The sequence below is a fragment of the Bradyrhizobium sp. IC4060 genome (assembly GCF_020193715.1).
GTDB lineage: Bacteria > Pseudomonadota > Alphaproteobacteria > Rhizobiales > Xanthobacteraceae > Bradyrhizobium > Bradyrhizobium yuanmingense.
Genome location: NZ_JADYVJ010000011.1, coordinates 1 through 24012, shown reverse-complemented (window position 1 = coordinate 24012; position 24012 = coordinate 1). Strand labels below are relative to the sequence as shown.

General features: G+C 64.9%; 24 protein-coding genes and 1 tRNA gene. 15 read left to right on the top strand and 10 right to left on the bottom strand.

Translation table 11 applies throughout. From position 1 onward, the window contains the following. Positions 1-12 precede the first annotated feature (12 nt). Positions 13-789, bottom strand: a complete 777-nt coding sequence (locus I6F16_RS28500) for a glucose 1-dehydrogenase (protein WP_225113922.1) — start codon at positions 787-789, stop codon at positions 13-15. 76 nt (positions 790-865) lie between these two features. On the opposite strand from I6F16_RS28500, the gene I6F16_RS28495 reads away from it, so the two are divergent. Further along, positions 866-1318, top strand: a complete 453-nt coding sequence (locus I6F16_RS28495) for a MarR family winged helix-turn-helix transcriptional regulator (RefSeq protein WP_050991728.1) — start codon at positions 866-868, stop codon at positions 1316-1318. 141 nt (positions 1319-1459) lie between these two features. On the opposite strand, the gene I6F16_RS28490 is transcribed toward I6F16_RS28495, so the two are convergent. Both I6F16_RS28490 and I6F16_RS28485 read right to left on the bottom strand, forming a co-directional pair. Next, a complete protein-coding gene (locus tag I6F16_RS28490; RefSeq protein ID WP_036009739.1) occupies positions 1460-2254 on the bottom strand; it encodes an SDR family oxidoreductase in 795 nt (264 codons plus the stop codon). 44 nt (positions 2255-2298) lie between these two features. Further along, positions 2299-2994, bottom strand: a complete 696-nt coding sequence (locus I6F16_RS28485) for a hemolysin III family protein (protein ID WP_036009743.1) — start codon at positions 2992-2994, stop codon at positions 2299-2301. Positions 2995-3179: 185 nt separating this feature from the next. Here I6F16_RS28485 and I6F16_RS28480 point away from each other — a divergent pair, with 185 nt between their 5' ends. Next, on the top strand, positions 3180-4649 hold the full coding sequence (locus I6F16_RS28480) for a YcjX family protein (protein WP_036009746.1): 1470 nt from the start codon (positions 3180-3182) through the stop codon (positions 4647-4649). Next, positions 4646-5674 (top strand): TIGR01620 family protein, encoded by a 1029-nt coding sequence (locus tag I6F16_RS28475; protein WP_036009749.1) that lies wholly within the window; start codon positions 4646-4648, stop codon positions 5672-5674. Before I6F16_RS28480 ends, I6F16_RS28475 begins: the two co-directional genes overlap by 4 nt. Before the next feature lie 19 nt (positions 5675-5693). On the opposite strand, the gene I6F16_RS28470 is transcribed toward I6F16_RS28475, so the two are convergent. Continuing rightward, complete coding sequence (locus I6F16_RS28470; protein WP_225113924.1) at positions 5694-6509, bottom strand: DUF2927 domain-containing protein; 816 nt, start codon at positions 6507-6509, stop codon at positions 5694-5696. A 71-nt stretch (positions 6510-6580) separates the two neighbouring features. Beyond that, positions 6581-7159 (bottom strand): L,D-transpeptidase, encoded by a 579-nt coding sequence (locus I6F16_RS28465; RefSeq protein ID WP_225113925.1) that lies wholly within the window; start codon positions 7157-7159, stop codon positions 6581-6583. A 259-nt stretch (positions 7160-7418) separates the two neighbouring features. Here I6F16_RS28465 and I6F16_RS28460 point away from each other — a divergent pair, with 259 nt between their 5' ends. From I6F16_RS28460 to I6F16_RS28435, 6 genes are all read left to right on the top strand, one after another. Continuing rightward, complete coding sequence (locus tag I6F16_RS28460; RefSeq protein WP_225113926.1) at positions 7419-8966, top strand: acetolactate synthase large subunit; 1548 nt, start codon at positions 7419-7421, stop codon at positions 8964-8966. A gap of 152 nt (positions 8967-9118) precedes the next feature. Beyond that, the gene (locus I6F16_RS28455) at positions 9119-9637 is read left to right on the top strand and encodes a hypothetical protein (RefSeq protein WP_036009755.1); all 519 of its coding nucleotides are present in this window, start codon (positions 9119-9121) and stop codon (positions 9635-9637) included. Between the two features lie 176 nt (positions 9638-9813). Next, positions 9814-10152, top strand: coding sequence for a hypothetical protein (locus I6F16_RS28450; RefSeq protein WP_128266570.1), 339 nt, complete (start codon positions 9814-9816; stop codon positions 10150-10152). 280 nt (positions 10153-10432) lie between these two features. Next, positions 10433-10936, top strand: a complete 504-nt coding sequence (locus I6F16_RS28445) for a hypothetical protein (protein WP_225113927.1) — start codon at positions 10433-10435, stop codon at positions 10934-10936. 55 nt (positions 10937-10991) lie between these two features. Continuing rightward, positions 10992-11474: a transcription elongation factor GreA gene (gene greA / locus I6F16_RS28440; protein WP_036009784.1), complete on the top strand. Its 483-nt coding sequence runs from the start codon at positions 10992-10994 to the stop codon at positions 11472-11474. A gap of 124 nt (positions 11475-11598) precedes the next feature. Continuing rightward, the gene (locus I6F16_RS28435; protein ID WP_249785646.1) at positions 11599-12276 is read left to right on the top strand and encodes a hypothetical protein; all 678 of its coding nucleotides are present in this window, start codon (positions 11599-11601) and stop codon (positions 12274-12276) included. Positions 12277-12459: 183 nt separating this feature from the next. Here the strand turns inward: I6F16_RS28435 and I6F16_RS28430 are convergent, their stop codons facing one another. Further along, a complete protein-coding gene (locus tag I6F16_RS28430; protein WP_225113929.1) occupies positions 12460-13233 on the bottom strand; it encodes an SDR family NAD(P)-dependent oxidoreductase in 774 nt (257 codons plus the stop codon). A 288-nt stretch (positions 13234-13521) separates the two neighbouring features. Between I6F16_RS28430 and I6F16_RS28425 the strand changes: the two genes are divergently transcribed. From I6F16_RS28425 to I6F16_RS28410, 4 genes are all read left to right on the top strand, one after another. After that, on the top strand, positions 13522-16554 hold the full coding sequence (locus I6F16_RS28425; RefSeq protein WP_225113930.1) for a GAF domain-containing protein: 3033 nt from the start codon (positions 13522-13524) through the stop codon (positions 16552-16554). Between the two features lie 14 nt (positions 16555-16568). Next, complete coding sequence (locus I6F16_RS28420; RefSeq protein WP_036009791.1) at positions 16569-16958, top strand: response regulator; 390 nt, start codon at positions 16569-16571, stop codon at positions 16956-16958. Between the two features lie 118 nt (positions 16959-17076). Then, positions 17077-17916, top strand: coding sequence for a universal stress protein (locus tag I6F16_RS28415; protein ID WP_225126679.1), 840 nt, complete (start codon positions 17077-17079; stop codon positions 17914-17916). 69 nt (positions 17917-17985) lie between these two features. Further along, complete coding sequence (locus I6F16_RS28410; RefSeq protein WP_225134797.1) at positions 17986-18528, top strand: 2'-5' RNA ligase family protein; 543 nt, start codon at positions 17986-17988, stop codon at positions 18526-18528. 582 nt (positions 18529-19110) lie between these two features. Here the strand turns inward: I6F16_RS28410 and I6F16_RS28405 are convergent. The 3 genes from I6F16_RS28405 to I6F16_RS28395 form a co-directional block, all read right to left on the bottom strand. Next, positions 19111-19185: transfer RNA gene (locus tag I6F16_RS28405), tRNA-Val, on the bottom strand. 160 nt (positions 19186-19345) lie between these two features. Then, a complete protein-coding gene (locus I6F16_RS28400; RefSeq protein ID WP_225134796.1) occupies positions 19346-20644 on the bottom strand; it encodes a hypothetical protein in 1299 nt (432 codons plus the stop codon). 120 nt (positions 20645-20764) lie between these two features. Then, a complete protein-coding gene (locus I6F16_RS28395; protein WP_225134795.1) occupies positions 20765-21370 on the bottom strand; it encodes a DUF1134 domain-containing protein in 606 nt (201 codons plus the stop codon). Between the two features lie 139 nt (positions 21371-21509). Between I6F16_RS28395 and I6F16_RS28390 the strand changes: the two genes are divergently transcribed. Further along, the gene (locus tag I6F16_RS28390) at positions 21510-21995 is read left to right on the top strand and encodes a YHS domain-containing (seleno)protein (RefSeq protein ID WP_036009801.1); all 486 of its coding nucleotides are present in this window, start codon (positions 21510-21512) and stop codon (positions 21993-21995) included. Between the two features lie 10 nt (positions 21996-22005). Here I6F16_RS28390 and I6F16_RS28385 read toward each other — a convergent pair whose 3' ends face one another. Continuing rightward, positions 22006-22836 carry a 3'(2'),5'-bisphosphate nucleotidase CysQ gene (locus tag I6F16_RS28385; protein ID WP_225134794.1) on the bottom strand — a complete coding sequence of 277 codons (831 nt, stop codon included), beginning with the start codon at positions 22834-22836 and terminating at the stop codon, positions 22006-22008. A 199-nt stretch (positions 22837-23035) separates the two neighbouring features. Between I6F16_RS28385 and I6F16_RS28380 the strand changes: the two genes are divergently transcribed. After that, a complete protein-coding gene (locus I6F16_RS28380; protein ID WP_036009803.1) occupies positions 23036-23689 on the top strand; it encodes a histidine phosphotransferase family protein in 654 nt (217 codons plus the stop codon). Positions 23690-24012 lie beyond the last annotated feature (323 nt).

Below are 24012 nucleotides of genomic sequence, written 5' to 3'. Positions count from 1 at the left end.
CAGGCTACGACATCACGACGCCAAAAAACCTCCGTCGGCCGCGAGCACATGCCCGACGACATACGACGACGCATCCGACGACAGCCACACCACGGCCTCGGCGACCTCCTCCGGGCTGCCCATCCGCCGCAGCGGCAGGCCTGCGCTGACCGTCGCCACATCGCCGACGCCGGCGCGCAGCATCATGTCTGTGACGACGCGGCCGGGCGCGATCGCATTGATGCGAATGCCGCGCGGCGCGTTCTCCATCGCCGCCGAGCGCGTCAGCGAGATCGCGGCGGCCTTTGAGGCCGAGTAGAGCGAAAAGCCTGGATTGGGATTGCGCACCCCGCTGACGGAGGTGTTGACGACGATGCTGCCGCGCCCCTGCGCCAGCATCGCCGGCAATTGATGGCGCAGGCAGAGGAACAGCGCGCGGACATTGGTGTCGAACACGCTGTCGTAGATCTCCGTGCCCTGCTCCTCCAGCGGCGCGCGGCGCTCCTGGAAGCCGGCATTGTTGAAGGCAACGTCGAGCCGGCCGCAGCGCCCGACGGCTGTGCCGACGAGGCGCGCGACCTCGTCTTCCTTCGTGATGTCGGTCTGAAGCGCGATCGCCTCCGTGCCGAGCCCGCGGCACGCGGCGGCGGTGGCCTCGATCTCGGCCTCGCGCCGGCCGGCGACGACGATCGCTTCCGCCCCTTCGGCCGCCATCCTCAGCGCCGTTGCGCGCCCGATGCCGCTGCCGCCGCCCGTGATCAGGCAGACCTTGCCGCTCATGCGCTGACCGGTCGGCAAGGCTTCGCTCATGGTCCACTCCAAACACTTGCGCGCGCCGTTGCGCCCATATAGTTGTATGATACAACTATATGGGTCGAGTCAAGCCATGGCCGAGCTTTCGCTGATCGACGACATCCGCGCCGCCTCGCGCCTGATGGTGCGCGAACTCGGCTTCATGGACGCCACGGTGGCGGCCTCGGGCTATCCGCCCTCGGCGGTCCACACCATCCTGGAGATCGGCATTCGTGGCCCCATGACGTCGGGCGAGCTCGGCGATTTCCTGCGGCTGGAGAAATCCAGCGTCAGCCGTCTGGTGCGCAAGCTGATCGATTGCGGCGAGCTCAAGGAGACGCCGGACGAGGCGGATGCGCGCAGCAAGCTGCTGTCGCTGACGGCGAAGGGCCGGCGTACGCTGGAGGCCCTCCACGCGTTCGGCCGGCAGCAGGTCCGCGGCGCGCTGGCGGCGCTGACGCCGGCCGAGCAGCGCACGGTTTGCGAGGGCATGATGCTCTATGCGCAGGCGCTGCGCGCGAGCCGGGTGGGGGAGACGGTGGCGTAACCACACTCTCGGTGTCATCGCCCGGCTTGACCGGGCGATCCAGTACTCCGAGACGTCAGTGATTCAATCGACAGGCCGCGGCATACTTGATGCCCCGCCTCCGCGGGGCATGACAGCGTCTAGCGTGGGAGCACCTAACGGTCACTTCCCGAACTCCTCCCGCATCTTCGCCTGGATCTTGGCCATGCCGCCGATCCAGCGGTCGTAATTCTCGGTCTTCTTGCGCATGTAGCCGAGCACTTGCGGGTGCGGCAGGATCAGGAACGTCTCCTGCTCGAGGCCGGCGAGCACGTCTTTCGCCACTTGCTCGGGCGTCAGGTCGCCGTCGCCGGATTGCGGGCCCTTGGGAATCGAGCGCAGCATGTTGGTGTCGACACCCTGCGGACACAGGATCGAGACCTTGATGTTGTGGGCCTTGTGCGAGATCGCGAGATTCTCGGCAAAACCGACCGCCGCGTGCTTCGTCGTCGAATAGGCCGGGCTGCCGACCTGCGACAGCAGGCCCGCGGCCGAGATGGTGTTGAGGAAATAGCCGCCGCCGCGCGCCCTCATCCGAGGGACGAGATGCCGCGCCGCATAGACATGCGCCATGACGTGGATCGCCCAGCTGCGCTGCCAAGGCTCGTCGGAAGCGCCACCGGCGTTCTCCGACATTGGATCGAAGCCGCCGCCGATGCCGGCGTTGGAACAGAACAGCGCGATCGGGCCGAACTGCCGCTCGGTCTCCTCGATGACGTGGACGATGTCCTTTTCCTGCGCGACGTCGCATTTGAACGCGGCGCCATCGACCATGGCCGCGACCGCTCGCGCATTGGCCGCGTCCATGTCCGCGACCACGACCTTGGCCGCACCCGCATTGTGAAAGGCCTCGCACAGCGCCTTGCCGATGCCGTTTGCGCCGCCCGTGACGACCACGACCTTGCCGGTCACCTGCATGCGACGTCTCCTCTCGTCTTCTTATACCGCTTCGCGGAAACTTCTCAGCTCAACACGAGGTCGAGCACCGCGGTATAATGACATGCCGCGCCGGCCAAGACAAAGCCGTGCCAGATCGCATTCTGAAAGCGCAGCCGCCGCCAGGCGTGGAAGATCACGCCGAAGCTGTAGAGCAGGCCGCCGGCAAGAATGAAGCCCAGCACCAGCGTGGGCAACGCCCTGACCACGGCATCGTAGAGCATCATGCCGCTCCAGCCCATCGCGAGATAGATGCCGACCGAGACGCGGTCGAACCGGCCGGGATAGAGCAGCTTCAGCACGATGCCGAGGATTGCGACGCACCAGACGCCGGCCAGCAGCACCAACGCGAACACGCTGTCCTTCAGCTCCAGGATGAACGGCGTGTAGGTCGCGGCGATCAAGAGATAGATCGCGGAATGGTCGAAGCGGCGCAGCAGCCATTTGGCCGGCGAGACCGGCCAGAGATTATAGGTCGCCGACAGCACCAGCATCGAGAGCAGGCCGGCGACATAGACGGAGACGCCGACGATGTCGGTGGCGTCGGCATAGACCGCCGTCAGCACCACCAGCACCGTCGCGGCAATGATGCCCGCGAGCACGCCGATCCCGTGGACGATGCCGTCGGCGATCAGCTCGGCGCGATCGTAGTCCCAGCCGATCGCGTCGGCTGCGGCGTGGACGGAAGAGGATGCAAGCTGCTTCAACTGGAAGACGGTCATGGCAATCCGCAAAGGCTCGAGGCAATGCCCTCTAGATGGGTGTTTCAGGACCGGCGGGTCGTTCAAACGGCTGATTTGCCGAGAAAGGCGGTGGAAGTATGAAAGCTTGAATTTCTTCAGGCAATTGCCACTTTTGTGACTAATCCGTTTTGCGTATCCCTCGCCCGAGATCCCCTCACGTTCATATGGCATTCAGTTTCCAGGATATGGTCGAGGAAGCGCGGCTGTCGGCGCGGGCGCTGATCGACTATGGCGAGCACTTCTTCAACCCGACGGTGCGGCTTGGTGTCACCGGTCTGTCGCGCGCCGGTAAGACCGTATTCATCACCGCGCTGATCCATGGACTGACGCGTGGCGGCAGGTTTCCGGTGTTCGAGGCCTACGCCTCGGGCCGGATCGCGCGGGCGCACCTGGCGCCGCAGCCGGACGATGCCGTGCCGCGCTTTGCATATGAGAGCCATCTGCGCGCGCTGATCGAGGAACGGCGCTGGCCGAGCTCGACCGTGGACATCAGCGAGCTCAGGCTCGTGATCGACTACCAGCGCCCGAACGGCGCCGACCGCACGCTGACGCTCGACATCGTCGACTATCCCGGCGAATGGCTGCTGGACCTGCCGCTGCTCCACAAGAGCTACGAGCAATGGTCGGCGGAGAGCCTGGCGCTGTCGCGCGAGGCGCCGCGCGCGCATCTCGCGGCCGAGTGGCACAGTCATCTCGCGACGCTCAAGCCTGAAGCGCGCGAGGACGAGCAGGCGACGCTGACGGCCGCAAAGCTCTTCACCGATTATCTGCGCGCCTGCCGCGACGAGCGGTTTGCGATGAGCCTGTTGCCGCCCGGTCGCTTCCTGATGCCCGGCAATCTCGCCGATACGCCGGCGCTGACCTTTGCGCCGCTGGACGTGCCTGCGGGCGGGCAGGCGGGTGAGGGATCGCTGTGGGCGATGATGGTGCGGCGCTTCGAAGCTTACAAGGACGTCGTGGTGCGGCCGTTCTTCCGCGATCATTTCGCGCGGCTCGACCGTCAGATTGTGCTGGCCGATGCGCTCGCCGCGTTCAACTCCGGCCCCGAGGCGCTGCACGATCTCGAAGCCGCGCTCGCCGGCATTCTCGACTGCTTCAACACCGGCCGCAGCACGATCCTCTCCAGCCTGTTCCGGCCGCGCATCGACCGCATCCTGTTCGCGGCGACCAAGGCGGATCATCTGCATCATTCCAGCCACGACCGGCTCGAGGCGGTGCTGCGCCGCGCCGTCTCGCGCGCGGTCGCGCGCGCGGAAAACACCGGCGCGGCGATCGACGTCGTCGCGCTCGCCGCCGTGCGCGCCACGCGCGAAGCACAGGTGGCGCACGGCCGCGACAAGTTGCCGTCGATCCTGGGAACACCTGCCGCGGGCGAAAGCGCCGGCGGCGAGTTCTTCGACGGCAACACCGAGGTTGCGACCTTTCCGGGCGATCTGCCGCTCGATCCCGAGCCGCTGTTCAATGGGACGGATGCGTTCCGCGGGCTCGCGTCGGAGGCGGCCGGGAACAGCGATTTCCGCTTCCTGCGCTTCCGCCCGCCGAAGCTCGAACGCGAGGGTGCCGACGAGCCGACGCTGCCACACATCCGCCTCGACCGTGCCTTGCAGTTCCTGATCGGAGACAAGCTCGCATGAACGACCGATCGAAGCCCCGGCGGCCGGCGACGTTCCGGCTCGATGATCCCGGCGTCGTCGTCGCCGAGGCCGACGAGACCGGCCGTCTCGGTCGCGCCACCATCCAGATCACGCCGGAGCCCGACCCGGCGATGCTGCCGGTGCCGGTGCAAGCCGCAGTCCCGGCGCGGCGCGGCTTTCCCTGGGGCACTCTGTTCTGGTCGGGGCTCGCCGGATTGACGCTGCTCGGCACCGGGCTCGGCGTGGTGCATCTGATCGAGGATCTGTTCGCGCGCAACGAGACGCTCGGTTTCGTCGGGCTTGCCTTCGCCGCCGTCACCGCGCTGGCGCTTGCGGTGGTGATCGGGCGCGAGGCGTTCGGTCTCGCGCGTCTTGCGACCATCGAGAAGCTGCACCAGCGCGCAGCTTCCGTGCTGGCCAGCGACGATCGCAAGGAGAGCCGGGTCATCGTCCAGGACCTGCTCAAGATCGCGCACCAGAATCCGCAGCTGGCGCGCGCCCGCGCGACGCTGGAGAGCCACGCCGGCGAGATCATCGACGGCGCCGACATGATCCGTCTCGCCGAGCGCGAGCTGATGTCGCCGCTGGACGCCGAGGCGCGGCGGCTGGTGTCGTCAGCGGCGCAAAAGGTCTCGATCGTGACGGCGGTGAGCCCGCGCGCCGCCATCGACGTGCTGTTCGTGTTCGTGGCGGCACTGCGCCTGATCCGCCAGCTCGCTTATCTCTATGGCGGTCGTCCCGGCGCGCTCGGCATGATCCGCCTGCTTCGCCACGTCATCGCTCATCTCGCCATCACCGGCGGCATGGCTGCGAGCGACAGCCTGGTGCAGCAGATGCTCGGCCACGGCATTGCGGCGAAGCTGTCGCAGCGCTTGGGTGAAGGCGTGCTGAACGGGCTGCTGACGGCGCGGCTGGGATTGGCCGCGATCGATGTGACGCGGCCGCTGCCGTTCGCGGCTCTGCCGCCGCCGAAGCTGTCGGATCTGGCGACGGATCTGCTGCGGAAGAAGGACGCCGACGAGTAGATCGCTCCCTTGGACCGCCTCACTCCTTCAGATTATTCGCCCGCTTCACCCAGGCGCGCACGTCCTTGAGGACGGCGGGAAGCACGGTCTTGACCTCCGCCACGGTCATGCCCGCCTTGATGCGGGGATCGTACAGCAGGTTGAGGATGTACTGGTCGTAGACGTCGAAATAGCCCATCGAGACGTTGTCGTTGAACATGGTCCAGGGCACGCTCGTGGTGTCGTTGATCGGCCCGAGCGATTGCAGCAGCTCCTCATAGGCGCAATCGAGGAAGGTGAAATCGCCGTTGTCGACGGTGAGGATGACGTCGGAATGCTCGATCTCGAAATTGTCGTTCTTGCGGAAGCCGGACAGGCATTGCGGATCGAGCGAGGAGCGGATCTCGCGCGCCTTCTCGGCGCCGTAGAAGCTCGAGATGGTGCGGAAGAGATCGCGGTCGCGCACCAGCTTCACGCGCACATTCGCCGCTTCGTTGGTGTCGATCATGGCGATGTCGAGATGCTGCACGCGCTTGCCGATGTCGGCCACGACCTTGGCGAGCTGCGTCTTGCGATCCTCGCGGTCGCTCTCGGCGTAGACGCGTACCGGCCCGTCGAACTTGCGGATGCGGTCGACGCGGCCGGCAAGATGGTATTCGGCGCCGAATGCCGTCTTCAGGAAGCCTTCAATGATCTCGCCGTCGGTGAAGCTCTTCTTCTCGGCGCGCTGGCGCGAGGACACCGCGGGCAGCTCGGCGGCGGCAGCCATGGGTGCGATGTCAGGCGCGCAGGCGAGCGTCGCGAGGGCCAGCAGGGCGAAGCGAAAGCCGGGCGAGGGCGGGACGAATGCGCTCATCGTGCTGTGACGCTGCCGCATTCGCCCCGCGTGCACAAGAGCGCAAATTCACGCGCCGCGCGGGTTCCTGGTCAGTTGTTCAGCACCACCACCGGGGTGCCGATCGAGACGCGGCTATAGAGGTCGGTGACGTCGTCGTTGGTCATGCGGAAGCAGCCCGAGGAGACGGCCTGACCGATCGTCTCCGGCTCGTTGGAGCCGTGGATGCGGTACAGCGTCGAGCCCAGATACATGGCGCGGGCGCCGAGCGGGTTGTCGATGCCGCCCTTCATGTGGCGCGGCAGGTCCGGCCGGCGCGCCAGCATCTGCGAGGGCGGCGTCCAGTCCGGCCATTCCCTCTTGGCGGTGATCCTGTGCACCCCGGCCCAGCGGAAGCCGTCGCGGCCGACGCCGATGCCGTAGCGCAGCGCCTGCCCGTTCCCGAGCACCAAATAGAGCCGCCGCTCGGCGGTGTTCACCACGACGGTGCCCGGGGCGTAGCTGCCGTTATACATGACGGTGGTGCGGGGGATCGGGCTCGCGCCGCCGCGGCCGATATAGCTGGTGGAACTGGTGCCCGTGAAGTCCATCATCCCCGTCGCGGACGCGTCGGCTGCGCCAGCCAGCAGCAGCGCCATTGCGGCCATCGGTGCGGCAAAAAACCGGATCATCATCTCCCCCAGAAAAAAATCGATTCAACCGGACCCAGAGGCCATATTTGCGCGCGTTTCGCAAGCCACGGGCCCGTGAGGGTCGCATCGTTAACGACTGACGTTACCAAATCGCAACTGCGCCAATTTGCTGGAAAACGTTAGCCAAATCCGTGCGTCGTCACGCGGGGCAGGGCCGCAATGCCCGCTATTGCTTTGACGCGCCGCGCGAACAATGATTGACCGAACGGATCACTGGCAGGTTGCGGGAGCAGACAGAATGAACGGTGCGGAAAGCCTGGTGCGGACGATGGTCAAGGGCGGGGTGGACGTCTGCTTCACCAACCCCGGCACCTCCGAGATGCATTTCGTCGCGGCGCTCGACCGTGTCCCCGGCATGCGCTGCGTGCTCGGCCTGTTCGAAGGCGTGGTGACGGGCGCGGCCGACGGCTATTTCCGCATGAAGGGCACGCCGGCCTCGACCCTGCTGCATCTCGGCCCCGGCCTCGCCAACGGCCTTGCCAATCTGCACAATGCCAAGAAGGCCAATTCCGGCATCGTCAACATCGTCGGCCAGCACGCCGTCTACCACATCGGCTACAACGCGCCGCTGACCTCCGACATCGAAGGCCTGGCCCGGCCGATGTCGTCCTGGGTCCGCACCTCGCCGGATGCCAAATCGGTCGCCGCGGACGGCGCCGCCGCCATTGCCGCCGCGAAAAGTGCGCCGCCGCAGATCGCGACCCTGATCCTGCCCGCCGACACCGCCTGGAACGAGGCCGACGGCATCGCCGAGGTTCCGGCCGAGCAGCAGCGCGCCGGCTATTCGCCGCAGGCGGTCGAGCAGGCCGCAAAGATCCTGCATGGCGACGGCGAAGGCACGCTGCTCCTGATGACCGGCAGCGCGCTGAGCGCGCAGGGTCTGGCGCTGGCCGAGCGCATCGCCGGCAAGACCGGCTGCACCGTGATGGGCCCGACCTTCCGTCCGAAGATGGCGCGCGGCCGTGGCCGTTTTTCGATCGACCGCATCCACTACGTCATCGATCAAGCCCTGCCGATGCTGGCGAAATTCCGTCACATCGTGCTGGTCGAGTCCGACGACCCCGTGGCGTTCTTCGCCTATCCGAACAAGCCGAGCATGCTCAAGCCGCAGGGCTGCGAGGTGCATCGCATGACCTCCTGGGGCGAGAATTCGGTCGCCGCGCTCGAGGCACTCGCCGGCGCCGTGAAGGCCAGCACCAGGGACGTCAAGCCGCAGGCTCTGGCTGAGCTGGTCAAGCCGACCGGCGCGCTCACCTTCGCCTCGATCGCGCAGGCCATTGCCTGTGCGATCCCCGAGAACGCGATCATGGTCGACGAATCCCTCACCACCGGCCGCGGCTTCTTCCCGCCGACGGCGGCGGCCGCCCCGCACGACTGGCTGCAGAACATGGGCGGCTCGATCGGCTTCTCGACGCCGCTGTCGATCGGTGCCGCGATCGCCTGCCCGGACCGCAAGGTGATCACCATGGTCGGCGACGGCAGCGCGATGTACACGATCCAGTCGCTGTGGACCCAGGCACGCGAGAACCTCGACATCGTCACCATCGTGTTCGCCAACCGCATCTACCAGATCCTGCGCGGCGAGTTCGACAATGTCGGCGCCGGCGAGCCCGGCCAGCGCGCCAATGACATGCTCCGCCTCGACCGCCCGACCCTGGACTTCGTGGCGCTGGCCAAAGGCATGGGCGTTCCCGGCCGCGCCGTCACCAATGCCGACGAGTTCAACAAGGCACTGGCAGAGGCCGTCGCCGAGCCCGGCCCGCGCCTGATCGAAGTTCAGATGTAGACCGGACCGATTGCGCCGCGAATTCCGGTCTCATGTAGCCCGGATGGAGCGTAGCGTAATCCGGGGCTGGTGTGTTTTGCGAGAGTCCCGGATTGCGCTACGCTTCATCCGGGCTACCAACTTGGCGCGCACGTGATGGGCCCGGAGGCACGATGCAGACCGAGCTGAATAAGGTGATCGCGGCTGTCAGGGACTTCTACGCCCACGAGGGCTTCCTGTTCGAGAAGGACGTCGGCGAGCGGGCGGTCACGCACCGTTTCGCCGTGCATCTGGAGAAGCAGTTTTCGGGCTGGTCGGTCGACTGCAATTACGACCGGCTCGGCGAGCGCACGCTGCATCTGCCGCACGGCACCATCATCTCGACCGACGACCATCTCGGCAAGTCGATCTACCCCGATGTCGTCGTGCATCAGCGCGAGATCCCGAACAATCTGCTCGCCGTGGAGATCCGCAAGGCGAGCAACCACACGCCGCTCGATCACGACCAGCACAAGCTGCGGGCGCTGACCGACGTCCATGTCTGGTTTCCCTATTGGATCGGCCTGCTCCTGGTGCTGGACAGGCAACATGTGACGATGTCGGAGGTCTATGTCAGCGGTGCCGTCGACGAGCCGCTGTCACGCTGGTTCGCCTCGCGACTGGAGGAGACCGGCCGCGCAGCTCGCGCATAGCCGAGCGCGCCATTGCGCACCTGCGCACGCTGCGAGGTCGTGAAGGCAGACCATGCCGGGAGTGTGACCCCCACCACAGTTCCGGCGTGCGATCGGGCCTATCGTGGGCGGACTTGCACGCGTCGATGCCGGAGGCCTACGCTGGCTCATTCGGATCAGGCATTTTGGAGGTTCTGATGCAGAAATCATATTTGCTGGCTGCGACGGCAGCGCTGATGCTCATGATGCAATCGCCGCTCGCGCTGGCGCAGGGCGCGCCGGCCGCGGGCGGAACCGCTGCGCCTGCCGCGACAAGCACTGCGCCGGCTGCGACGACCACAGCGCCAAGCGCGACCACCGACACGTCCAGCCAGCCCACTGACGGCAAGAAGAGCGCGTCGAAAAAGCCGGCGAAGAAAAAGATGACCCGCCAGCAGGAGATCGATCATTCGGTCGACACCGGCACCGTGCCGGCGCGCTATCGCAGCTCGGTGCCCAAGCGGTACCACCAATACATTCCGTTCGCTAAGCAGTAACGGATCGCACGCTATCGCCTATGACTTGTGGCGCGGCCGGCGCGCACGCCTCATCCTTCGAGACGGCGCTTACGCGCCTCCTCACAGGATGAGGCTCTGCGGCACCAGCGCTCGTTGAAGCTGCTGCCGCGCACTCGGACCTCATCCTGAGGAGCCCGCCAAAGCGGGCGTCTCGAAGGATGGCCGCAAGGGAAGAGCTCCCATGTGCGATAGCCCTGCCACATCGCCGGTGGCGGTCTGCGCGAGCGGTGCTAGAGTAGGCCGAAGCCCAGGGGGAATGATGAGCGACGAGGTAAAGGATGCCGGCCTTGTGGCCATGATCAGCAGCATCCTGGGAGGCAACAAGCGCGCAGACCCTGTTGCATCGCCTTCGCTCGCCGAGGTCCCGCCGATCGTTCCGGCGGATCCCGAGGAGCCGGCCGCGACGTCCAGGTCCGAATCCAGGTCCGACTCCAGGTCCGATGCGGCTAAAGCCGAGAGCGCGCCCGATGCCGCACCTGCGGCCGCCGAGCCGGCCGAGCCGCCCGCGCAAATCGCAACCACGCGGGACGGCAAGCGGCTGCTGCCGGCGGAGGCGATCGCCGATCTCGTGCTCGGCGAGCTGCGCAAGCTGGACAACTTCCCGAGTTCCGGCGTCTCGGTCACGGTCTATGGTTACCGGCACTGGAACGCGATGCTCACTTTCGCGCCGTTCTCCACCAGTTTCCAGAACGCAACCCGGTTCCGCCAGGCCGTGCCGGACCTCGTCTTCAAGCTCCGCCGTTTCGTCGAACTTGAGATATAATCTCGGTCGTCGGCGCCATGGCGTCGCAAGCGAAACAGTTCGACAGGATCTTCAATTGAGCGTCGCCTTCACCAAGGAAGAGAGCGCCGAAACCGCGTCCGAGACGCTGTTGCCGGACCGCCCGATCTCGCCGCATCCGAACCTCGTGACGGAAGCAGGCTTCAACGCATTGCAGGCGCAGCTCGCCGAAGCGCGGGCGGCCTATGAAGCCGCGCAAGCCATCGAGGACGTCAACGAGAAGCGCCGGCAGTCCGCCGTGCCCCTGCGCGATCTCCGCTATCTCACGGAACGCTTGCGCACGGCGCAGGTGATGCCCGATCCTGTCGCGACCGAAATCGTTGCGTTCGGCAGCACCGTGAGCTTCAGCCGTGCTGACGGCCGCGTCCAGACCTACCGCATCGTCGGCGAGGACGAAGCCGATCCCAAGGCCGGCTCGATCTCGTTCGTCGCGCCCGTCGCGAGGTCGCTGATGGGCAAGGCGGTCGGCGACGTCGTCGGTTCAGGTGCGCAGGAGATCGAGATCCTGTCGATTGCGTAGGGGTGCGCAAGCCGAGGTGAGTTGCGTGGCAAAGAGCGCCATCGACAGCCTCAATCCCATTCGCCTAAAGCAGATCCGGAACAGCGCGAGGCCGTCGTCTCCGCCAAACGAAGTTGATGATTGGATGAGACGGTTTTTGTCTGGAGCCTTGCCGTTCTATGCGCTGGCGGGCCTCGCCATGTGCATGTACCTCGTTCTCTACAGGACGAGCCTGTTCGACCTGAACGCCATCGTCCATGGCGCGGCCGGGTCGGCATGGTTTCCAGCCTTCATGTTCGCCTGCGTGCTGGTGGAAGCGGTCTTCCCGTATTTCGGCTATTTTCCCGGCACCGCCCTCATCCTGATGTCCGTGGCGCTCAGTCCGAAGGCCGTGGATGGCTCCGTCTTCCTCGCGGCGTGGCTCGCCATCATCCTGGGCGCCGTTCTCAGCTATGGACAAGCGCGTTTCTTCAGGCCGTTTCTGCAGCGGGTGGCCTCGAAGGCGGCCTTGCGCCGATGCGAGTCCCTGTTCGACGCCTATGGCCGCTATGCGCGCATTGCCTTGTTCGTTCATCCCAACGCCTGTTCGATGTATTTCACGGCCCTCGGACTGCTCGGCCGCAGCCTGACGCGCGAGCTCGCTTATCTCTGCGTGGGTTCCGCGGCCGCAGTGGGCATTCTGTTCGTCATCGTATCCCGGCTGGTGTCGTCCATCGGCCCCACCGACAACGGCGAATTGCAGGTGCTGCTGGCAGCCGCGCTGGTCGCCATGGGGACACTGATCGGTCTCTACACGGCCTGGCGGCCACAGCGCGCGACGTGAAACGCCGCTCTCCGCCGTCATTGCGAGGAGCCCGTGACAAAATTGCGAAGCAATTTTGCACTGGTGCGACGAAGCAATCCAGAGTCTTTCCGCGGAGAGATTCTGGATTGCTTCGTGGAGCCTGTCATCGGGCCGCGCTTCGCGCGGACCCGTTGGCTCGCAATGACGAGGATACATCGAACGTCACACCTCCGGCAGCTCGACGCCCGTCAGCTCACTCAGTTTGCCGATGAGCCGGTCCTGAAACCTCGGATCGGTCGCCTCACGGGCCGGCTCTTGCTGCTCGAGGTGATGCCAGTAGCGCCCGCTCACGAGGGCCGCGGGATCCTCGCTGACTGCCAGCCAGGTCTGGGTCCGTTGCCCGGTGTCGATATCGACAGGGGCGCCCGCGCCGCCCATCTTCGTGCGCACCCAACCGGGATCGACGGCGTTGCAGAGGACGTTGGGCCACCGCCGCGCCAGCGCGAAGGCGAGCGCGACGACGTGCAGCTTGCTCTCGGCATAGGCCGTGGCGGCGTTCCAGGCCCGCTTGGTCCAATCGAGGTCGTCGAGCGAGCCCTCTCCGCCGCGGTGCAATCCGCTGCTGAGATAAATCAATCGAGCGGGCCGCGCGATCAGAGCCGTCAGCATGAACGGCGCAAGCGTGTTGATGGCCAGCGTCTCGGCATGGCCTTCCGGCGTCGCGCCGCGGCTCGGCCGCGTGTAGACGCCGGCGTTGTGAATGACCGCATCCATGCGCCCGATCGCGTTGATCTGGTCCGCGATGCTCCGCGTCTCCGCCGCGCTCCCGAGATCGCCGATCACCAATCCCTTCGCACGCGAAGTGAGGCCGCCGAGAGCCGCGGCACGATCGGCTGAACGCGCGTGCAGCACCACGCGGTGCCCCTGATCGAGCAGCGATTGGGCCGCCGCCCGGCCGAGGCCATCGGTGCTGCCGGTGATGAATATGGTCGCCATGGGGCTCTCCTAGGTGTTTCGGGACGCAATCTACGGCGCTCGCGGCACGTGGGTCCCGCGATCCCCCTGGCGCCAGCACCAGGCGGACCCGAGGTAAATCGGCCTCCAGCGGCATTGTGTGAAACTTGCCGCTTCGGTCGATCACGAGGACGAATTGACGCGTAGTCGATCGAAAATCAACTCACGGTATGTCTGGTCGGAAGCACCTGATGGTGAAATAATTCCCGGCGCTTTCTTGATTAAATTTTGACGTCGGCCGCGAACCGGCTGCCGACACGGATTTTCATCATGGCCGCGCTTCCTCAGGGCGTTGTGGCGGAATTGCAGCAGGAGAACGCGCGGCTCCTGGCCGAGTTGCGCGCCGCACAAGATCGCGAGACCGCCACCGCGGACATTCTCAAGATCATTGCCAGCTCGCCATCGGAGGTGAAGCCGGTATTCGATGCAATCGCGAGGCGGGCAAATGCCTTGCTCGGCGGCTTTTCGACGACCGTATTCCGCTTCATCGACGGCAATGCCCACTTGGCGGCGTTCACGCCGACGAATTCTGCCGCCGATGAAGCTTTGAAGAAGATGTTTCCGCGTCCGATCACCGATTTCGAGAGTTTTGCGAGGACACAGGCGGGCAAGGTGGTGCCGACCCCCGATACGGAAGCGTTGACGAACGAGATCAAATTCATCGCGCGCGCCCGCGGCTTTCGCAGCATGTTGTTCGTTCCGCTCGCGACTGGCGGCGTGGTGATCGGCATGATCAGCGTCACGCGGGCAGAGCCGGGGGCCTTCGCTCCGCATCACGTGCAGCTTCTGCAGACCTTCGCCGACCAGGCCGTCATCGCCATAGAGAACGTGCGGCTGTTCGACGAGGTGCAGGCGCGTACCGACGACTTGCGGGAATCGCTGCAGCAGCAGACCGCGACCGCCGATGTGTTGAAAGTCATCAGTCGCTCCGCGTTCGATTTGCAAACGGTTCTCGACACGCTGACGGAATCGGCGGCGTCGCTGTGTGGGGCCGACATGGCGGCAATCCTCCGGCAGGACGCCGATGGCTCCTTCTATCACGCAACTCGGTACAATTTCTCGCCGGAGTGGGCCAAGGTCTCGGCGGGCGTTCGGCTCAATGCTGGACGCGGTAGCCTCGTTGGGCGCGTCCTGCTGTGCGGCAAGGCTGTTCAGATTCCGGATGTCCTGGTCGATCCCGACTATGCCTATCCCGAGCAACAGAGGGCCGGCGGTTACCGCACCCTTCTGGGCGTACCCCTGCTGCGGTCCGGAGAAGTGATCGGCGTGCTATTCCTGGGCCGCAAGACCGCGAACTCGTTCACGGACAAGCAGATCGACCTGGTCTCCACTTTCGCTGATCAGGCCGTGATCGCGATTGAGAATGTGCGGCTGTTCGATGAGGTCCAGGCGAAGACGCGCGATCTCGCCGAATCGCTCCAGCAGCAAACTGCGACCGCCGACGTGCTGAAGGTGATCAGCCGCTCGACCTTCGACCTGCAAACCGTGCTCGACACGCTGGTCGATTCGGCGGCACGGCTGTGCGAGGCGGAGATGGCCTTCATCATGCGCCGCGAGGGCGATGAATATCTGGCCGGAGCAGCGGTCGGGTTTTCCGAGGACTACATTGCCTTTCTGCGGGCTCATCCGATCGCTCCCGGCCGGGGCACGGTCACGGGTCGAGCCGTCCTCGAACGCCGTCCGGTGCAAATCCTCGACGTCGCTGCCGATCCCGAATACGGCCTGGAGGCGTCAATCACGATCGCTGGTCAGCGCACGGCGCTCGGTGTTCCCCTTCTGCGCGAAAATGAGCCGATCGGCGCGATCGTGGTCGCCCGCAAGCGCGTGCAGCCCTTCACCGAAAAGCAGATCGAACTCGTCGCCACCTTTGCCGACCAGGCGGTGATCGCCATTGGCAATGTGCGTCTGTTCGAGCAATTGAATGAATCGCTGGCGCGGCAGACGGCAACGTCGGAGGTGCTGGAGATCATAAGCGCTTCATCGGGCGCGCTCGCTCCGGTCTTCCACAAGATGCTGGAGAATGCGACGCGAATTTGCGGCGCCGGCTTTGGCACCATGAATCTGTACGAGGAGGGCGGCTTTCGCACGGTCGCATTGCACAACGCGCCGCAAGCTTATGTCGATACCCGGCTCTACCAGAACATTCGCCCACATCCCGCGAGCGGGCTCGGCACCGTCGAGAAGAGTCATCAGACCGTTCATATCGACGACATCAGGACGCAGCCGCCCTATATCGAAGGCAACCCCAATGTTCGCGCGCTCGCTGACCTTGCCGGCGCAAGGACCCTCGTCATCGTTCCCATGCTCAAGGAAGATGAGCTGATTGGCACGATCACGATCTTCCGCCAGGAAGTGAAACCCTTCACAGACAAGCAGATCGAGCTCGTGTCCAACTTCGCACACCAGGGCGTGATCGCGATCGAGAATGCACGCCTGCTGAATGAACTGCGCGAGCGCACCATGGAATTGTCGCAATCGCTCGAGGAATTGCGAAATACGCAGGATCGGCTGGTCCAGACCGAGAAGCTTGCCTCGCTCGGGCAACTCACCGCCGGCATTGCGCACGAGATCAAGAACCCGCTCAATTTCGTCAACAATTTTGCTGCGCTATCCTCCGAACTGACCGACGAGCTCGGCGACGCGCTGCGCTCAGCCGGCCTCGGCGAGGTGGAAAGGCAGGACATCGACGCGCTGATCCACATGCTGCAAGGTAACCTGGAAAAGATCGTGCAGCACGGAACGCGCGCCGATTCCATCGTCAAGAATATGCTTCTGCACTCCCGCGAGGGGTCCGGCGAACGCCGCGCGGCGGAGATCAACGCCATCCTCGAAGAAAGTCTCAACCTGGCCTATCACGGAGCCCGCGCTGAAAGAGCCGGCTTCAATATCACGCTTGAGAGAAAACTCGATCCGTCTGCGGGAGCCCTCGAGCTGTATCCGCAGGAAATCACGCGGGTGTTCCTCAATCTGGTTTCAAACGGTTTCTACGCGGCCAGCAAACAAAAGGAGGCCGTCGGTGACGGCTTCGAGCCAAGGCTGCGTGCGACGACCACAGACCTCGGCGGCGCCGTCGAAATTCGCATTCGCGACAATGGCACCGGCATCCCGGCCGACGTCAGAGAGAAGATATTCAATCCATTCTTCACGACCAAGCCGGCCGGCGAAGGAACTGGCCTTGGGCTTTCGATCTGCCACGACATCATCGTGAAGCAGCACGGCGGCAGCATCGAGGTCGATACCGAGCCGGGCGAATATACCGAGTTCATCATTACGCTGCCGCGTACGCGGGCGGCACCATTGTAGAGCGGAGGCAGAAATTGAGCGTCTATATCATGGTGGTCGACGACGAGCCCGATGTCGAGGCGCTGTTCCGCCAGCAGTTTCGGCGCGATCTGCGCGCCGGTCGTTTTCTGATGGAGTTTGTATCCTCGGCGCCCCTGGCATTGCAGCGCGCGGCCGAGATTGCGGATGCCACCCTGATTCTGATCCTGTCCGACATCAACATGCCCGGAATGAGCGGACTGGAGATGCTGCCTATCGTGCGCTCGGCCCGCCCCGATGTACCGGTTATCATGATCACGGCCTACGGTGATGCCGAGACCAAGCGCAAGGCGCTGGAGAAGGGCGCCGCCGACCTGTTGACCAAGCCAATCGACTTCGCCGCGCTGCGCCAGGAGATCGATGCGAGGCTTGAGCAGGCCGCATGATTGCAACCGTTGCCGGTGGCAAACCAGAGCGGCTCGCAAAGTGAAGGTGTTGCAGACGCCGCCCCAATTGAGAGCATGCATCCACCGTCAATCTTCGTCAGAAAATCGGAGATTCGAAATGAAGACGCTCCTGGTCCCGCTTCAGAATATTCCGATGATGACAGCTACGCTCGCTGTGGCCGTAGGCCTAGCGCGTCGCACCGGCGCCTATATCGAAGGCTTTCCACTCCGGTTCGGCATCCCTCAATATGCGGCCGCGGAATTGGCCACCGGCATTCTCCTGGACACGTATCAAGTGAAGAGCGAAGCCGAACTGAACGACATGCGCAACTTTTTCGAAGCATTCATGCTGAAGCATGATGTTCCCCGCGCCACCGCAGGGTCGAACCCGCCATGCTTCGGCTGGCTGGAGACCGCGCCTGAGGGCGAAGACTTTGTCGGAAGTTATGGGCGCGCTTTCGATCTGATCGTGATGGCGCGGTCTGACATTGATGCGGTGGGCCCTCACCGCCGCGCGATTGAGTCCGCGCTGTTTGAGAGCGGCAGGCCCGTTCTACTGGCGCCGTCGAATGGACCAAGAAGCGTCGCAACAAACATTATGATCCACTGGAACGGGAGTACCGAGCAAGCTCGGGCAAACGCATTTGCCATGCCGTTGCTTCGTCTGGCCGAAAGGGTATCGGTCCTAACCGTTGTCGGCGGCCAAGCGGTGCCAGGACCGTCTGCCGGTCAGATCGCTCGGCAACTCCAATACAATGGCATTGCGGCCAGCTTGATCAGCGTTGAGCTGGACGGGCGCGAAACTGGTGAGGCGGTCCTCGATGCCGCCAGGGCACACGGTTGCGATCTATTGATCAAAGGAGCTTTCACCCGCACGCGGCTACGGCAGATGATATTCGGTGGAGCGACCAGCTATATCATGGAGCACGCGGATATCTCCGTCCTTATGGCTCACTAGCGCGCAAAAGGCCTGGTTTTATCGCCATTGGTGAGGCAAAAATCCATTGCTTTACAGAGCGACCGGCGCATGGCTTTGGCTATCAACATTCGGTCCGACCATTCCTCCGCAGAGCGCATCGAAGCCTTGTGGGATGAAGTTGCCGCGTTTGAGAGCCAGCCTTCGATGAGGGGGCTCGGTTATCGGCCGCATTTCACATTCGCCATTTATGATGCGCCCGAGATTACCGCGAAGACCGCGTGGGAGACCATGCTCCGCGCAGTTGGAGGCGAAGGGCCATTGCAGGTCGCGTTCAGGCGAATTTGTTGGTTCGCAGGTCCGCCGCTCGTGCTCTGGGCGGAGCCGGAGTTCGATGAAACGCTCGTCCGGTGGCACGCTTCCATCAGCGCTGCAATCGATCCAGCCTTGTGTCGGCTGCATTATCGGCCGGAAAACTGGCGACCTCATTGCACGCTCGGCACACAAATCGCCGACGCAAAGCGCGATGACGCGATCGCTTTCGCGCAGTCATTCAGCGGCAGCATCAGCGTGCTGTTCGACGTCGTGGATTGCGTTTCTTTTCCGCCAGTGCGCGTGGTTGCGGAGCAGAGATTGCCGGTTCGGTCTCCATGAAGTGGTGATCATTCGTCGAGCCCGCAGATCATTTGTAATCGATCCGGATCGAGCCGACCTTCTCATCGTGCCGGATGAAGCCTCCCTCGACCCCTGGCATCATCGCAATTTCGACGACGTTGCTCCCGCGCCAGCTGGGTAGTATCTCCGCGTGACAAATCCCTCGAGTGCGAACCAGATGAGACCAACCATGGCCGCGATTCCGATGCCGGCCACAGCAAGCACCGCGATCGCGATTCGCATCCAGAGTTTCGAAGGAGGGCGGGGGAGCGTCATCCAGCTCATCCCTGAATCTCTAAGCCGGCGATGCCGTGCGGGCCCTCAGGCGCAGCATGCTCATCAAGCGTGCGCCCCTCCCGATGATGCCATCATGCCCCTGTTTTGCCCGACGGAGCAAGAAAAATTCGGAAAAGTCGCACCCCTTTGATCCGACTGAGGTCGGCTACTGTGCATGGGGTTGTTTTCGAGTTTTTGACAGAGCGGAAGCAAGACCCGCAGTCCGGCTACGCTCTTCGAGCTACGCCAGACACGCTTCGCTGCCATTGGGGGTGGCTGCGCCACGCGAAGCCTTTTGGCGAAGCGTGGTGGGCGCACAAGGGATCGAACCTTGGACCTCTCCCGTGTGAAGGGAACGCTCTCCCGCTGAGCTATGCGCCCGGGACCATCATGCAGGCGGCCGCAACCTTGGGCCGGCCGGCACATCGGAGCCCGCGATTTAGAAGTGCCGGCCCAAGGTGTCAAGTTTTCAAGCCGTCGCCGGGGCGGAAAACCTTGGTCAGGTCGCGCCTTCCGCAGGGGAAGCCGGATTTTTGGCCGGTTACGCGCCCTGCTGGCGGGCGCGGGAGGCGTGGGCCTGGAGCGCGCGGATGCGCTCGGCGAGCGTTCCGCCGCCTTCGGGCAGGCGGGGCGCTGGAGCGCCGCCCGTCGCGGCGTCGTTGGCCGGGCGCGGCGCCGGCTTCGGCGGCTGGCCGGCCTCGGCCGCGAGCAGCGCCTCGATCGGCGAGTTCGGGCCTTCGAGCTGCATCGCGAGTTTTGCCACCTCGGCCGCGATGTCGTTGATGCGCTCGCGCAGAAGCGCGTTCTCCATGCGCTCGGTCGCCCAGGAACTCTCGGCCTGCTGCTGGATCGCGTTGATGTCGCGCTGGAGTTTCGCGCGTTCGTCGCGTGCGCTGCGCAGCTGCTCCTCCAGCGCGGCCTTTTCCGCGCGCAGCTGCTCCATCGCAGCCGACGACTTGCCGCCGCTGAGGCCCGCGATCTCGACGCGCAGCTCCTTGATGGTGCGCTCGTTGGCCTCGTTGGCCTGGCGCAGCTGGTTGTTCTCGTAGTCGCGCTCGGCGAGCAGCTTGCCCTGCGTGGCAAGGCGTCCTTCGAGATCGGCGACGCGGCTCGACAGCATCTCGGCCTCCTTGACCTGCACGATGAGCTGGCGGTCGAGCTCGGTGACGCGCTGGCTCAGATTCTCGACGCGGCCGCGCGCCTCGCCGAGCTCGCGCGAGGCGGTCTCGGATTCGGTGCGCTCCTGTGCGAGGCGCGCTTGCGTGGCGGCAAATTCCTTCTCGGCATCGCCGACCCGGTGCTTCAATTCCTCGATCTGCGCGCGCACTGCGACCAGCTCGACCTGGCGGCTCTCCGCCATCATCGAGCGGTCGGACAGTTCGGAGTTGATCTTGGCGAGCTCGGCCTGCTTGTCCGTCAACGCGATCTCGGCTTCGCGCAAGGACGCCGTCTTGGCGGCGAATTCCTCCTCGGTGGCGCGAAGCTGCTCCTTCACCGCCTTCTCGCGCGCCTCCAGCGCGAAGATGGTGGCGTTCTTCTCGCCGAGCTCGATCTTCATGCGGTTGATGGCGTCGCTCTTCTTGCCGAGCTCGGCGAGCTGGCTCGTGGTCTTGTTCTTGAGCTGCTCGACGCTCATCTCGAGCCGCCGCGCGGACATGGCGAATTCGGCCCGGAGCTGGTCCTTGTCGGCCTGGATCTCGGCCATCGAGAGCGGGGTGGCGGCCTCGAGCCGGCGCGTGGTCAGGCGCACCGCGCGGTTATGCACCAGCGGCACGATCGCAAGCCCGCACAGCATCGAGAGCAGGAAACCGATCGCCAGGTACATGATCGGTTCGACCATGGGCCAGAACTCCCAAGCTTAAGGAAAAATTCACCAACGACAATGCCATGGCGGGCCGGCAGAAAGCCAGCCCCGCTCTGTCGTTAACCTTGATCGGTGGGCAGTGGGGAGGACGTGGGCCTAGAACGGGTTCCAGGTCGCCCGCGGGGTGTATTTGAGATAGCCGATATTGGCGCCGAGGCGCAGGCCGAGCCCGGAGCGGATCGGCACCAGCACGATGTTGTTGGAGGTCAGCGCGGTCATGCCGAAGCCGCCGATGATGTAGGCCGAGCCGTCGATGCCGGCGAAGCGCTGGTAGATCGCGTTGGTGGCCGGCAGGTTGTAGACCAGCGTCATGGTGCGGGCGCCGTCGCCGCCCCAGTCGAAGCCGAGCGAGGGGCCCTGCCAATAGACGCGCAAGTCGCCGGCGTTCTTGGTGTAGAGCGTGCCCTCGCCGTAGCGCAGGCCGGCGACGAAGGCGCCGGAGCCTTCCTCACCCAGGATGTAGCCGTTCGGCAGGCCCCATTGGCTGACCGCCTTCTCGATGATCGAGGCGAGCCCGCGCGAGACGTTGCCGAAGAAGCGATGGCCGGCGGTGACGAGCTCGTCCGGCCCATAGGTATTGGGCGTCGGGGTCCGCTGCGGCGGCGGCAGGTCAGGCGGCGGCGTCTGCTGGGCGGAGGCCGGCACGATCCAGCCGATCATCGCGGCAAGCGCGAGCGCAGCAAGGCGTGATGCGAAAGTCATAAAAGAACCCCTGGTACCGAATCCGGTCGCTTCCTTAACCTCACGCCAACAGGCATGGCCCTAGGTTGCGCCGGATGTCCCCTCGACTCGGATGTTATCCGCAGCAACTATGACGGCACAACGGCAGGAAGATAGCCCTTTGCGCCCCGGAATTGCCTTGATCGCCCGCCGCCTCTGCCTGCTGGCGGGCATTTGGATCCTCGGTGCCGGCGGACCGACAGGGGCCGCCACCACCGAGCGGATCGTCGTCAACCGCTTCAGCGGCGTCGCCATCGAGGGCTTCGACCCCGTCGCTTATTTCGTCGCCGGCGCGGCCGTGCAGGGGACGGCGGAGTTCGAGGCGAACCTCTGGGGGGCCGTCTGGCGCTTCCGGAACGAGGGCAACCGCGCCTCTTTCCAGGCCCATCCCGAAATCTACGGACCGCAATTCGGCGGCTACGATCCGGTCGATATCGCCCGCGGCGTCACCGTCCCCGCCAATCCGCATTTCTTCGCGATCGTGGCGCAGCGGCTCTATTTGTTCAGCCGGGAAGACAATCGCGACGCCTTCGTCGCCGATCCCGAGCGCTTCCTCTATGAGGTGGGCAAGCGCTGGCCGGCCCTGCAGGAGAAGCTCGGGCAGTAACGAGCCCTGGTCAGTCGCAGCCTACCGCCTGCGGGTCGCCCCACGCGATGAATTCCGGGATGATGAAGCCGGTATCGCGGCGCTGGCCAAATCGGAGCTCGCCGCCCTTGCCGTCGGTCACCTTGCCGCCGGCCGCGGTCACGACCGCGCAGCCGGCCCCGACGTCCCATTCCGAGGTCGGCCCGAAACGGGGATAGATGTCGGCGCCGCCTTCCGCGATGCGGCCGAATTTCACGGCCGAGCCGCACGTCATCCTGACGGCATTGGGCCTGTCGGCGATGAACGCCTCGCTTCTGGCATCGCCGTGCGAACGGCTCACTGCGGCGATCCAAGGCTCCCCGCGCGCCGGCAGCTTGCGGGTGCGGATCGGCTCGGCGGCGGCAATCGTCGCGCCGTTGAATCTCACGCGCTCGGCGCCGCGGCCGACGATGCCGCGCCAGAGCAGGCCGAGTGCGGGTGCGGAGACGATGCCGAGCAGCGGCACGCCGTCCGTCACCAAGGCGAGGTTGACGGTGAACTCGTCGCGGCCGGCGACGAACTCCTTGGTCCCGTCGAGCGGATCGATCAGGAAGAAGCTGCCCTGGAACGGCGGGGAGGCGAGCTGGGTCCGCTCCTCCGACAGCGTCGGAACGTCGCCCGCGAGCTGCGCGAGTCCGTCCGCGATGATGCGGTCGGCGGCAAGGTCGGCCTCGGTCACCGGCGAGCCATCCTGCTTGCCGTCGATCCGCATGGCCGCGCGGTTGACGGCGAGGATCGCCTCGCCCGCCTTCACCACCAGCGCAGTCAGCGGCTCCATCAGGCCGGCAGCGGCCGCTCCGTCAATGATCCGTTTCACCTGCATGCCTCATCTGTCGGCAATATCGTTCCTCGTCCACTGATTCGCCCCGATCGATTCGCTTGGGGCTTATGGCCGCCTCGAACCGATCGCAAGCTAGCTGCCGCGGGGTTGCGAATGTTAGAACCCGCAGCATCCGTCAAGCATGCGTGATTCGCGGCGTCCAGCGCCGTGCAATTCCAGGAACCCTCCAGGACCCCATTATATGTCTGACGCTTCGTCGCCCGCGACCACTGCCGCTCCCGATATGCTCGAACTCGCCGCGCTGCTGTGCTCGCGGGTCTGCCACGATCTCATCAGCCCCGTCGGCGCCATCGTCAACGGGCTCGAAGTGCTCGACGACGATCCCAAGCCCGAGGACCGCGAGTTCGCGCTCGACCTGATTCGCAAAAGCGCCAAGACGGCCTCCGCCCGGCTGCAGTTCTGCCGCCTTGCCTTCGGCGCGGCCGGCTCCTCCGGCGCGCAGATCGATCTCGGCGATGCCCACACCATGGCGAAGGGCCATATCGAGGACGGCAAGTGCTCGATCACCTGGAATCTGCCGCGGCTGCTGCTGCCGAAGAACCGCGTCAAGCTGCTGCTCAACATGCTGGTCGTCGCCCAGCACACGATCCCGCGCGGCGGCATGCTGACGGTGGATCCGGTCGGCGAGGGCGAGGTGATGAGCTTTCGCATCACCGCGACCGGACACAATGCACGCCTGCCGCAGAACATCTCCGAGCTCCTGAGCGGCGAGCGCGGGCCGGCTGCCGATGCGCATGCGATCCAGCCTTATTATACGCGGCTGCTCGCGCAGGCCTGCGGGCTCACCGTGACGCTCAAGCCGGAAGGCGAAGCCATCATCGTTACCGCTTCGTAAACGCGAAGCCTCGCTCGCGACGCGTTAATGCAATCTTTACGAGGCGCTTCGGCTTGTCCGGAGCGCCTTATCTCTTTGTTGGTGCCGTTCTTTTGCACATACTCAACCAATATTAAACGCTTTGCGGTGAAGCTGGCCCCATTCCGAAATGGCGCATCACGCCTCGTGCGCGCCCTTCCTGTATGAAGGCCTGTTTTCATGGATGATCTGTTGCGGGAGTTTCTGACGGAGACCAGCGAGAGCCTGGACACCGTGGACAATCAGCTGGTGAAGTTCGAGCAGGAGCCGAACAACGCCAAGATCCTGGATAACATCTTCCGCCT

Coding starts and splice junctions, on each gene's coding strand:
- I6F16_RS28450 (WP_128266570.1), top strand. CDS start 9,814: ATGCAGAAATCATATTTGCTGGCTGCGACGGCAGCGCTGATGCTCATG.
- I6F16_RS28415 (WP_225126679.1), top strand. CDS start 17,077: ATGAAGACGCTCCTGGTCCCGCTTCAGAATATTCCGATGATGACAGCT.
- I6F16_RS28445 (WP_225113927.1), top strand. CDS start 10,433: ATGAGCGACGAGGTAAAGGATGCCGGCCTTGTGGCCATGATCAGCAGC.
- I6F16_RS28410 (WP_225134797.1), top strand. CDS start 17,986: ATGGCTTTGGCTATCAACATTCGGTCCGACCATTCCTCCGCAGAGCGC.
- I6F16_RS28395 (WP_225134795.1), bottom strand. CDS start 21,370: ATGACTTTCGCATCACGCCTTGCTGCGCTCGCGCTTGCCGCGATGATC.
- I6F16_RS28400 (WP_225134796.1), bottom strand. CDS start 20,644: ATGGTCGAACCGATCATGTACCTGGCGATCGGTTTCCTGCTCTCGATG.
- I6F16_RS28460 (WP_225113926.1), top strand. CDS start 7,419: ATGAACGGTGCGGAAAGCCTGGTGCGGACGATGGTCAAGGGCGGGGTG.
- I6F16_RS28430 (WP_225113929.1), bottom strand. CDS start 13,233: ATGGCGACCATATTCATCACCGGCAGCACCGATGGCCTCGGCCGGGCG.
- I6F16_RS28485 (WP_036009743.1), bottom strand. CDS start 2,994: ATGACCGTCTTCCAGTTGAAGCAGCTTGCATCCTCTTCCGTCCACGCC.
- I6F16_RS28455 (WP_036009755.1), top strand. CDS start 9,119: ATGCAGACCGAGCTGAATAAGGTGATCGCGGCTGTCAGGGACTTCTAC.
- I6F16_RS28465 (WP_225113925.1), bottom strand. CDS start 7,159: ATGATCCGGTTTTTTGCCGCACCGATGGCCGCAATGGCGCTGCTGCTG.
- I6F16_RS28500 (WP_225113922.1), bottom strand. CDS start 789: ATGAGCGAAGCCTTGCCGACCGGTCAGCGCATGAGCGGCAAGGTCTGC.
- I6F16_RS28385 (WP_225134794.1), bottom strand. CDS start 22,836: ATGCAGGTGAAACGGATCATTGACGGAGCGGCCGCTGCCGGCCTGATG.
- I6F16_RS28470 (WP_225113924.1), bottom strand. CDS start 6,509: ATGAGCGCATTCGTCCCGCCCTCGCCCGGCTTTCGCTTCGCCCTGCTG.
- I6F16_RS28480 (WP_036009746.1), top strand. CDS start 3,180: ATGGCATTCAGTTTCCAGGATATGGTCGAGGAAGCGCGGCTGTCGGCG.
- I6F16_RS28475 (WP_036009749.1), top strand. CDS start 4,646: ATGAACGACCGATCGAAGCCCCGGCGGCCGGCGACGTTCCGGCTCGAT.
- I6F16_RS28490 (WP_036009739.1), bottom strand. CDS start 2,254: ATGCAGGTGACCGGCAAGGTCGTGGTCGTCACGGGCGGCGCAAACGGC.
- I6F16_RS28425 (WP_225113930.1), top strand. CDS start 13,522: ATGGCCGCGCTTCCTCAGGGCGTTGTGGCGGAATTGCAGCAGGAGAAC.
- I6F16_RS28435 (WP_249785646.1), top strand. CDS start 11,599: ATGAGACGGTTTTTGTCTGGAGCCTTGCCGTTCTATGCGCTGGCGGGC.
- I6F16_RS28380 (WP_036009803.1), top strand. CDS start 23,036: ATGTCTGACGCTTCGTCGCCCGCGACCACTGCCGCTCCCGATATGCTC.
- I6F16_RS28495 (WP_050991728.1), top strand. CDS start 866: ATGGCCGAGCTTTCGCTGATCGACGACATCCGCGCCGCCTCGCGCCTG.